The following is an 11501-nucleotide window of genomic DNA, read 5'->3' on the forward strand; positions in this document are numbered from 1 at the left end:
ATCCAATGTCGCTTACAACTTACCTTCTATTAAGTATAAATTTAATAGCTACTAAACTCCATAAAGTATTCTATAGGTATTTGTAATATAACAAATATCATTATACACACTCAATGCAATCATCCTCCAATCATCTCAAGTCAAGTAAATGTAGTTTCTGCAACCCTTGGTGAACAGTTAACGTATCCTATAATTAATATGTGTTGTGATATAATATTCACACAATTTTTACATTACGATGACTAAAAAAAATATCGGTATTCGCCCCACCATGTTACTGTGGTGTGTGCCCCCACTTGTGGCAATTATTTTATTGATCGGTTTTTTACTAAATTCTGGAAGTGGTATGAAATTTCCTCGTGAAATTGTACTTTCCGAGACAACCGCAAATTTTGAGGATTTTCCTAAGATTAAATTAACGGGTCATGGAGCAATTACATTTTGGTTCGATGATGCATGGAAATCGCAATACGATGTTGCATTTGACATACTTGACGAGCGACATATTAACGCAGCGCTTGCCGTACCAACAAAATTGGTCGGATTTGACGCTTATATGGATTGGGATCAAGTAATTAAATTGCGCGAGAAGGGGTGGGAAATTACTTCTCACAGTAGATCTCACGACTGTAGTACCGACAACTTGGACTTCAATTCATTGAATGAGGAGATTGAAGGATCGAAAAAAGATCTCGAAGCCCATGGTATTCGTACAAATATCTATCTTCCTCCATGTGGTATTACATCTAAAATATCAAATAGTTTGGTTTTGTATCACTACGAGTATCAGAGATTAATCGAGGCGGGATTTAACGACATTCCCGTTGAAGATCCCTTTGGAATAAAAATCCAAGAAGTCGGTAGACACACTACGGTAAGTGATGTCGAAAAATGGATTAGGGTTGCTCAAAAAGACAACAAGTGGTTGATATTAATGTTCCATCAGATCGATAACGACGATACAAGATACGGTATAGATCCAGTCACATACAGAAGCATAGTTGATCTGGTTGATAATTCCAATATTCAAATAGTGCTACCTACCCAGATACTTGAAAAATCCATATGACCAAACGACAAGTATGTATTGTTATTGCTGCCTACAACGAAGAAAGGGTTATCGGGAAAACTCTCAGAAGATTGTCAAAGATAATACCTGCAACCGATATTTATGTGGTTGACGATGGAAGCGTAGATAAAACCGCTCAAATAGCAAGAAAATATACACCCAATGTTCTTACAAAAGCTAACAGTGGTAAAGGCAGTTCATTGCAATACGGAATAAAGAATTTTCGGCTTTGTCAGAAATATAAATATATTACCCCAAACGACGCCGACTCAATCTTACATCCAAAGTTTTTTGACAAAATTATTGAAACTTTTGAGATGGATAAGGATAGAAAAATAGCCGGTATCGCAGGAAAAGTAGTTGGTAGCAATATAAATTGGTTAACCGCCTATCGACTCTGGGAATATGAAATAACGCAATTAATACACAAATCTGCACAGTCTATAACTAACTCAATAACCGTATGTCCTGGACCATGCAGTGTTTTCCGATCAAGCATCTTTTACAAAATTAATTACCCCAAGGGTACAATCACCGAAGATATGGATCTAACATTTTACATTCATAGAAAAAAACTTGGTACGATTGTTTATGAACCGCAATCACTCGCTTACACTCAAGATCCCAAGAATTTAAAAAGTTACATACAACAAATAAACCGTTGGTACACAGGTTTTTGGCAATGTGTAATCAAACACAACATCCCCACAGGAAGACAACTATTGGATCTGGAAGTATCTTTGCTGTGCATGGAGGGGATATTTAGCGGACTGTTTGTTTTATCATCGCCTTTACTTGTATTTCTGTTTATTGGACATCATAATTATTTATTTCTGTACGCTATTATTACCGATTTTCTTCTTTTTGTTCTACCCTCTACTTTATATGTGGCAAGTAAATTCGCATCCCCAAAAATACTTCTCTATATTCCGCATTTTTATTTCTTAAGAGCAGTTAGTAGCTTGATATTTATCAGAAATTATGGGATAGTATTCTTGGGTAGAGATAGAAAACTTAGTGCGAGTTGGGATACTGCTCGTTATTCATTTCAGAAATTCAGTTCAATTCATTAAATTAGCTTATGTCACTACCAATACGAACATTCACAGGAGTAACTTTAATTTATCACCTTATTATAGTTATTTTGTACAAAACCTACAAAGAGGGTGTAAGTATTGTCAGAAAAATTAAAATCTCTATTTAACTAAATTACTAAAAGCACACATACTCCGTTTATATTAAACACCAAACTATACCTTTATGTATTAACTAATATATTTCCCAAGGGGAAATTAAACTCATAATTGGTAGGGTAATAGATGTAAGAAAGTTTAAAATCTAAAAAGAACCGACAGAACTATCATCAGTCCAAGAGTTGCTATCGCCAAATATTCAACAAGAATTGAAACATCTAAGTCTTGGTGTAAGTAATGATGTATAACTCCCCATACAAAATAAGAAAATGCTACCGCTACCGCCAGTGATGCCTGAAACATTCTATCGTAAGAAAAATGAATAATCCCAAGGGAACCTGACAAAATAATACCAACAAGGGGTATGTAATGATTCACGTGTCTTGAAACAATCTTGATTTTACTCATCATTAGTTAGCTTAAAGAATCTTACCGGCTTTAACAATAAGGACAATTACAAATATCATTCCCAAAAAGGTCAAATGTGCAATCAGTCTACCGCTTTTTCTGGGAACTTTTTTGTGCAATACAATAGCACTATCAACGACCATCACAACTAACAGTAGTCCGAGAATAGTAAGTGAAATAGTTTTTGTTGCAGAAAATGGTGAAATTTCATAGGATGAAGACTTGCTGTTCATTGCGGTTTTTCCGTTTTGAATATCTCCTACAACAACCGGCTTCTCCTTACTTACAGTTGGTGTCACCGGTTGCGTCGTTGGCGTGACTACTGTTTCATCTACGGTATAAGCCGCGGCCACAGGAACACTTGTCTTGTCTTTGGCACTCCTGGTTCCAAAAAATTGGACAACAATAGTTGTATCTACACCATCAATATCACCCTCAACAACACCTATTCCAATTTCTTCGTACTTTGACGAAAGTAAATTTTCCCGATGTGAAGGCGATGCCATCCAGGCTTCAACCGCTGCTGTCGGGTTTGAGAAATCACGCGCCAAATTCTCGCCCGCATATCGATACACATAGCCCTCGTCTATGAAAAATTTCCATGGTTGCGTACCATCCGGCGAAACATGCGCCCAATAGTTTTTCGCCAACATATCTTGCCCCTTGAGATACGCAGCTTTATTTAGTACCTGACTAACTTCTAAGTTACCCACACCATTTTCCCTTCTTTTTTGGTTTGTAAGATTTACTACTTCATCTATTGAAATATTCGCAGCATAACCAAGGACTTTAACACCCTGCCTTGGAATAATTGTCAAAGCCAGCTGGGATAAGAGTACGCAAAAACCTATAAGAAAGAGGGTTGAAGAGTGTAGCAATTTAGCCTTGTGATTATTTGAATGCCTGGGAATTATCAAATGCGACAAATATGTAAACATATATACATATTAGCTTTATAACCAAAGGTAATCAATATTTACTACATATAGTTTTAACTAGATTGCAGGGTGTTTATACACCAAATGTATCCAGTTTGCATTGATATAATTCGATTACTACTAGCACAGCAACGGTAACGTTCTAGCCACGAAATGTGTTATAATATCCTGTAGTATTTTAAGCGTTTGTTTTAGGAATATATTTTGTACCACAAAGTGCGTCAAGTTTTTCATGCAAATTCATATGGCTAATAATTATTTGAAATATATCAACAATTCCCGGAGATATCGTGTTGCGGGAATACTTTATATTGTTACAACCGTTGTATATCTTTTTTGGCTTAATGGTCATCTTAACTACCAGGATTGGTGGCTAAGTTTGCCTTTCTTTTTTGCTCAAGCGTATACAGCTATGCTTGTGACGTTGTCCGTTATAAACAACTGGAAAGCAAAATATGAAACCGTTAGACCCACACTGCCAACCAATTTACCATGTGTAGCAATCGTCGTACCTGTTTACGAAGAGCCTATCGACATCATACAACGTACTCTCAAATCTTTACTACATATATCATACGACAAGGACTTGGTAATCATTGTTAGTAAGGGATATAACGGCAATTTCAAAGAAACTGCCTATACCCAAAAGCTTATAGATATGGTCAATACTGTTTGCAGTGATCACGCTAATATTTCAACAAAATCCGCTAAACATCAAAGAAAAAATATACATCTACTATTTTCCAATCAACAAAATAATGCAAAGGCGGGAAATCTCAATGCTACGCTAGATTTCTTGGCTAAAGAATATCCATGGATTGATCATGTATTAACACAGGATGCTGACGAAATAGCATATTGCGACTTACTAAAAGCCACGATGGGATATTTCAACGATCCCAAAATTGCATATGTTCAAACAATTAAACAAGCAGATGTCAATAAACACGATCCTTTCGGCAACCATGATCTGATGTGGTACTGTCGTACGGCAGCAAGTAGAAATGCCGATAATGCAATGTTTGCTTGTGGGTCAGGAGTAGTGTGGAAGATTAGCGCCCTTCGCTCAATTGGTGGCTTTGCTACATGGAATTTAGTTGAGGATCTTACTACCTCATATAACTTACTTGCCGCGGGCTGGAAATCTTCCTACCATTACGAAGCATTGTCTAAAGGCATCGCACCGGAAGATTTACCTAATTTTATTAAACAAAGAAGTACTTGGGCACTTGACAACATGAGGCTATTCTTTTGGGATAATCCATTATTCAAAAAAGGGTTAACTTTGAGGCAAAAACTTCATTTTATTGAAACACCGTTATTTTATCTAAACGGATATGCAGGTATCGCATTTGTACTTACAGTCTCAGCGAGTTTATATTTTCGTGTTTGGCCAACTACCTCCAGTGCCTTAACACACGCTTTATTTATCTTTCCTTCATTTATAACCATGGAGATATATTTTTTATTGTTAGCAGACACAATTCCGTTTAGAAGAATTAGACAGTTTTGGGTTGGTCTTGCCCCCGTTTTTATTATCACATCATTACAAGCTTTGTTGTACGGTCCCAAGAAAAAACCTACTTACCAAGTAACCAGAAAAATAAATAAAGTTGGTAACTATTTACATATGGTGTTGCCGCAATTAGTGTTACTTGTATTAATTGTAGTCGCTCTTCTAAAAAATATATTGGGCACTCCCTTGTATTCCGGTTTTGATTGGGCTGCGCTTTTTTGGGGTTTTTATCTGGCTTCTTTTTATCTACAAATTATTCGAGTGTCGATGTGGAATTGGATACCCGACATAAGTATCGAGGCTATAACAATTGGTGGTTTGCCTAATTGGTTTCCAAATTTTGACAAGCTGAAAAACATATTTGGATCTACTCCATTGATTAATCGTAGTCACGGATTCAACACACCAGACAACACTCACCATGTACCTTACACGAAAAGTACTGATTATCACTCAAATAGTAACAAGTAACCATGGAACTGTCATTTAACAAAGTAAAATTTCGCATCACTAAACTTAAGATTGCTTACCTAAGCTTAATATCCGTATTCTTGCTTTATTTGATTAAAGATATGCAGTTTAATACGGCATTTGTCGACGAAGCAATATATGCAACTATCGGTGAAGAGGTACTTAGAAAAATATACTGGGAGAATGCAATTTCATGGATGGGTGGATCTTATCTCTATCCAGTTATTAGCGGGTTTATTAATCGGTATTATGGACTGGAAGGAATAAGAATGTTCTCAGCATTATGCGTATTAACTGCGGGTGTTTTGTCCGCTAAATTAGCTCGACTGCTTGGCGGAAAATATAGTTCTCTTGCGGCGCTTATCTTTTTTTTATTTTCTTCACTTTCTCTAAACTTGGGACAACTTGGAACTTACGACACACCTAGTCTTATGTGCATGTCGATTTCATTTTATTGCGTAATTACCTCCAGATATCACATTGGTAAACGTAAGTTTTTACTACTTATCTTATCATCCTTCTTTATGACACTTGCTGTTCTTAGCAAGTATGTAGCAATTTTATTTGTACCCACAATTATTTTAGCTATTATTCCGACTGTAAAAAATACAACAGAGTTTATAAAACATATTCCCAAACTTACTGTATATATTTTGTGTTGGTCTCTTCCATTTACAGCACTAGTGGGTTGGTATGTATTTGTCAACTACTCACAAGTAATTAATTTTTTTGAAGGCGATTTCTTTTCTGAGCCTTCAAACTTACTAACCATATTTACAACGCTAATACAATCAACTAACTTCATAATCATTGGAGCAACCACTTCCCTAGTATATGCTTTGCTTAAAGTTAAGGGGGAGAAAAAATGGTTAGTTATAGTATTGTTTATCGGAGGACTCGCTCCAATCTTATATCACCTATCTTCGATGAATATTAGATCTTTTCCAAAACATCTCGTTTTTACTTTATTCTATTGGGTGCCATTAACAGGGTGGATATTAAACAAAATTTATACCAAATTAACTCAAGTTTCCAATAGTTTTACTTTTATTAATAATTCTTATCAACTGATTTGGACAACTTTATTTATTCTTATTATCACCAACACATGGTTAAGTTTTGCCAAACACTGGCAATTCCAAAGATCATGGCCAAGCAGTACTGCAACATTAGAATACTTGAGAGAGCATAGGAAAAATGATGATAAAATATTTGCCGAAGCTGCAGCCATTTATAAATTTCATATGTTTGAAGGTTTTGAAGATCCATCCGCGTGGCCTTCCACTTGGCATTTAGAATACAAAGGCAAATTTGGCGTAGACGCAATGAAGATGGCTATCAGTGAAAAAGCATTCGACTACATAATATTAAATGATTATTTTACCAGTGAAATTAACCGCGAAATTAAACCTGTTATTAATGAATATTATGAAGTAGTAGCTTTCGACGATTACAAGCTTAGCGGTGTACACACCATAACAACGCTTGTTTGGCAACCGAAAGATGATACTAACATACTGGTCCTGAGTGAAAATAACGACTGGTTTTCATATTTTTCCAAACCTTAGCTTAATTCATTTGATTGAATAACATGCTGCATCATTTATCACTTGTGAAAAATATACTTGTTATCCCGCTCTAGCATATCGATGATATTACTGAGAACGAAATACCATCTAATTATTTAAACAAATACAACTATTTTTTGGGTTTCGCAACTACAATTAGTCTTTTGCTGTCCTTGTAACCGGAGCAAGTATACAGTGTCAGCGTCTCATCCTCGGTCGGTTTTATCACTTGAGTTTCATTGGGAAAGACTTCTGTAATACTAGTGATTTCGTATGCATGCCATGCTTTAGTAGACACTTCGCTTGAGATATAATTATTATCTACACCATTTTCCCTTATGTCAGACACACTTAACACATATACACTATCTTTCACTTTTACTTTCTTGAGTGGTTCAAAAAGACCCTCTCTGGCGTGTGCAAATATAACTTGATTCCCTGCTTTTCCCGGTATGCCTGATCCTTTTCCCCAACCCGCTTTATCATCAAATACCTCCCAATATCCATTTATCACTTCTGCCGTTTTAACTTCTAAATCAATATTTACACTTGGTATTATTATCCGAGTAGGTGTCTCACTATCATTATCCGTCTCTCGAAATCCTTCCATCGATATCGGTTCGTCGTTGTATGCATAATTATCCGGTTGAGTAATAAATATATTGTTCCAGAATATTAGCAAGCTTCCGATTAATAGAATCACACATCCTGCAATTACTTTCTCAACATGTATCTGAAGTGTTGTTCTTTTGATTTTATTGATTGAATTCATTTTCTAGCGTGATTTTAGAGGATATTAGTAATATTTGCAAAATATTATTTATGAATGTTTATCGTGCCGGGTAATTAAGCAATCTGGTGTATTCAAGTTGACATAAGGAAACTGAGGTGTTTACTTTTAGTTTAGCGATATTTGTATTTTTTATTAACAGAGCTACCGACAGTTTTTAATCCAAGTCCGACAAAGATAACTCCCATCCAATAGATATATGGATTAACTAAATTACTTGATGTATCGGAAAGCCCTAAGATTTCAATAGCATCAATAGCTACAGAATAAACTGCCGCCTGAACTGCATGGGTATTATTCGTACTGCCACCAATAGGATCTCCGGGGTCAACGGGGTCGCTAAAATCATCCGGATCGTCCGGGTCTTCCGGATCGTCGATGATACAACAATCATCAATAGTAATCGAGCCAAAATTAATAGGACCGTTATCAATATAGAAATTAAAGTCAATATCCCCGGTTAGAATACTCACGTCTCCACTGTTACCATTCGCGTGATTGTTACCGGTATTGAGATCCCATAAAACATTATTTAATATATTTGCAGTGTTAAATATATAAGTTGTATCGTTTGCGGTATTGGTGTAATTTAACGAATTGAATGAGTTTACTCCATTCTCGTTAATTACCATGTTAGTACTTGTACTTTTATCTGAATTAACTTTGACATCGTGAATATTTATTGGGCCATTATTAATACCGCCCGCTACAGTTATACTACCGGTGGAAATATTTACATTGCCGTTATTTTGATTTGCTACATTGTTACCCGTATTTACATTTCCATATATAGTATTTTTAATAGTCGTATTTTGATTTACCACTACCTGTGTATTTAGTTCTTGGAAAACCGAAGTAGTATTAGTAGAACCATTTCCGTTGCCCACTATGGTAATTTCTGTTTCGTTTTGACAGCAATCACCGGTATCCACAAGAGAAGTGTTTGTATTGTTTTCGACTACGACAGTTTGCGAAGTATCCCCGGTGACAATTTCAACTTCTCCACCATTTTCACTAGCGGTATTTCCGCCCGTGTTTGAATCTATGTGAATATTATTATCGATATTTGCAGTGTTTGTTTGAACAACATTCTGATTATTTTCAACTTGAATATTTACTTCATTGTTAGTATCCGAACCATTGCCGGTAATGGTGATATCAAGAGCCGTAACCAGGCGAACCGGATACGATATCAATATCAACATGGCGAGAATTAATGTAATAATGTTTTTCATTAACCGTTTGGCAGAAGAAATTTTTGGCAGAAGAAATTTATCTAGTCTTTACGACAATTAGTTTGCTTTTTTTAACAAATGCGATTATGGCAAGTGCGGGCAAAGTAAAGATTAACCAAGCAAGATTAATATTGTAAATACCTTCCGCCGTTTCAGCTTGCCCGCTTGTTATCGATTCGCTTCCTACCATTGCAATACTTTCATTGTCTGGAGTAGACGTTATTGCCACTCCGGCAACTTGTTTGTTAAGTTTTTCGGATTTACCGGTAGTTTTATAGACTAAAGAAGCTACTGCTACACTGCCGCCTCCCTGGTCATTTTGACTACTAACCTCATCGGTAATATCGTCATTGTCGGAAGTATTAAACCCGGTGTCAACATTTGCTCCACCAATTGCAGTATTTTGATTATATATTTCAGCCGTAGACTCTGTTTTAGAATTACCGGGAGTTACAAAATCCCCAAGCCAACTTCCAAAGACATTTACAACCGTGACAACCAATTTACCTTCGCCGACAATATTATTGTTTACAAAATTTACAATATTGGCAATTATATTTGCATCACCCGTTAATATTCCACTAGTTCCTCCTGTGTTGGCATTAGCCGTATTTCCACCCGTATTGGCAGTTAAATTAACGTTATTTACAATCTTGGCATCATTATCTTGAACGGTCGTACTATTGGAAGATTGATTTACATTTGCTGTGTTTGTCGAACCACTACCGTTATCTGCGTTACTTACATTGACTTCACCGTTTTCACCAATCTGAAATTCGAATCCATCAGACCCTGCAAGGTTAGATCCATCCGGTGCTCCCATAATCTTGCCGATCCAATTTCCCGCCTCATTAATAATTACCAACCACCAATTTCCACTATCAATATTGGTATTTGCTACATTGAGAACCTGAGCATCCACATTTGAATTACCTGTTGATAAATAATTATCACCATTTGTGTTTTGCGCTAAACTATTATCACCTGTTTGGGCATCGAAGATTAGATTGTTCTCGATGTCTGCATTATTAAACTGGTAGGTACTATCGGTTGTCGCAGTTGTTGCATTAGCGAGATTGGTACTACCCGTACCATTTTCACTATTGGCCACACTCGTACCCAAACCACAACAATCCAGTGAAAAACCATCCGGCATAATAATATCTCCAATCAAATTACCGAATATATTTACTACACCATAAATTATATCTCCCGCAATATTGTTATTAGCGAAAGTCAATACGTTGGCAGCTACATTTGCATCACCCGTATCAATTAAATTATCCCCGCCGGTGTTGTACGATGTGCTGTTATTACCCGAATCAGCAAGAAGAGTTAGACTATTTTCAACCGTTGCGTCATTATTTTGAAATGTTATATCGTTGTCAAGATCAGTAAGATTGGCTTCGTTAGTTGAGTTGGCACCATTTGCTGTATTTGTCACACTAGATTGACCGTCACATCCTTGTATACAATTACTTCCAAAATCTAAAATAATGTCACCTACGTGATCATCGGCGATGTTGAATTCCGAAACAGCTACGCCATCAACATTGGTATTAACCGAGGTTATAATTGTACCAGTCGTATTTGCATTACCTGTTTGAATAAATGAATTATCTCCTGTATTGAAACTTGACGAATTCTGCCCGGTGATCGTTTCCTGATCCACGTTGTTTGCCACAGCGGCAGAATTATTTTGATTGGTCACATTATCATTTGCTATCGTTGCCGATCCGTTGTTGGTAGAACCACTTCCGTTGCCTGTATTTGCAACATATGCACCACCCGCAGAACCGCCACCTAACGTAGCTATGTTATTATTTCCTGTTGTGATGACTGTCGTATCATTTGTTGCATCGCCTGTCTGGATATTACTTTCACCCTCACTTTGATTCTGTGTGTTCGTTGGTGTTGGTGTAGGTGAGACGTAACTTTCGGAATTATTTGTTCCACCATTCGTTTCCTCCTGTTGATTTTGAGTATTATCATTATTCGTATCATGACCATGCGACGCTGGAGAACCCGTGGGCGACGGAGTAATACTTACCTGTGCCGGACTCGGATTACTCGGTGGCGTTGGAACCAAAGGAGAAGCGGGCGGTGTTGGTGCCGTCGGTGTACCAGGTGCTGCCGGTGCGGTTGGCGGTGTTGGTGCCTCCAAAGCATAGACACTCGCGGTATTTGTTAGTAAAAATACCGCTGTAAATAGCGTAATTATTATTTGTCTAATCCTATATTTTGTTTTCATTATTATGTTAATTTGTTATAAAAATTTCCTTTCGGTTGCAGGGTTATCCGCCGAAGTGCCAG

At 36.8% G+C, this 11501-nt stretch carries 9 protein-coding genes; 4 read left to right on the forward strand and 5 right to left on the reverse strand.

Annotation, left to right across the window (positions count from 1 at the left end):
- The first annotated feature begins 238 nt into the window (after window positions 1-238).
- Both IPM62_04875 and IPM62_04880 read left to right on the forward strand, forming a co-directional pair.
- Complete coding sequence (locus IPM62_04875; GenBank protein ID QQS38688.1) at window positions 239-1069, forward strand: polysaccharide deacetylase family protein; 831 nt, start codon at window positions 239-241, stop codon at window positions 1067-1069.
- Complete coding sequence (locus tag IPM62_04880; protein ID QQS38689.1) at window positions 1066-2142, forward strand: glycosyltransferase; 1077 nt, start codon at window positions 1066-1068, stop codon at window positions 2140-2142. The genes IPM62_04875 and IPM62_04880 overlap by 4 nt, the downstream gene beginning before the upstream one ends.
- A gap of 258 nt (window positions 2143-2400) precedes the next feature.
- On the opposite strand, the gene IPM62_04885 is transcribed toward IPM62_04880, so the two are convergent.
- Together IPM62_04885 and IPM62_04890 are read right to left on the reverse strand one after the other, a co-directional pair.
- A complete protein-coding gene (locus tag IPM62_04885) occupies window positions 2401-2673 on the reverse strand; it encodes a hypothetical protein (protein QQS38690.1) in 273 nt (90 codons plus the stop codon).
- Between the two features lie 8 nt (window positions 2674-2681).
- Entirely contained in the window at window positions 2682-3608 is a 927-nt protein-coding gene (locus tag IPM62_04890; GenBank protein QQS38691.1) for a hypothetical protein, read from the reverse strand.
- A 244-nt stretch (window positions 3609-3852) separates the two neighbouring features.
- Between IPM62_04890 and IPM62_04895 the strand changes: the two genes are divergently transcribed.
- Window positions 3853-5595 (forward strand): glycosyltransferase, encoded by a 1743-nt coding sequence (locus IPM62_04895; GenBank protein ID QQS38692.1) that lies wholly within the window; start codon window positions 3853-3855, stop codon window positions 5593-5595.
- Window positions 5596-5597: 2 nt separating this feature from the next.
- Window positions 5598-7163, forward strand: a complete 1566-nt coding sequence (locus IPM62_04900) for a glycosyltransferase family 39 protein (GenBank protein QQS38693.1) — start codon at window positions 5598-5600, stop codon at window positions 7161-7163.
- 130 nt (window positions 7164-7293) lie between these two features.
- On the opposite strand, the gene IPM62_04905 is transcribed toward IPM62_04900, so the two are convergent.
- The 3 genes from IPM62_04905 to IPM62_04915 all read right to left on the reverse strand — a co-directional run bounded on the left by IPM62_04905 (window position 7294) and on the right by IPM62_04915 (window position 11439).
- Entirely contained in the window at window positions 7294-7935 is a 642-nt protein-coding gene (locus IPM62_04905; GenBank protein QQS38694.1) for a sortase, read from the reverse strand.
- 131 nt (window positions 7936-8066) lie between these two features.
- Complete coding sequence (locus IPM62_04910; protein ID QQS38695.1) at window positions 8067-9188, reverse strand: hypothetical protein; 1122 nt, start codon at window positions 9186-9188, stop codon at window positions 8067-8069.
- Window positions 9189-9225: 37 nt separating this feature from the next.
- Window positions 9226-11439 carry a hypothetical protein gene (locus tag IPM62_04915; protein ID QQS38696.1) on the reverse strand — a complete coding sequence of 738 codons (2214 nt, stop codon included), beginning with the start codon at window positions 11437-11439 and terminating at the stop codon, window positions 9226-9228.
- Between the last annotated feature and the right edge of the window lie 62 nt (window positions 11440-11501).

Source organism: Candidatus Woesebacteria bacterium, assembly GCA_016700095.1.
Lineage (GTDB): Bacteria > Patescibacteriota > Microgenomatia > UBA8517 > UBA8517.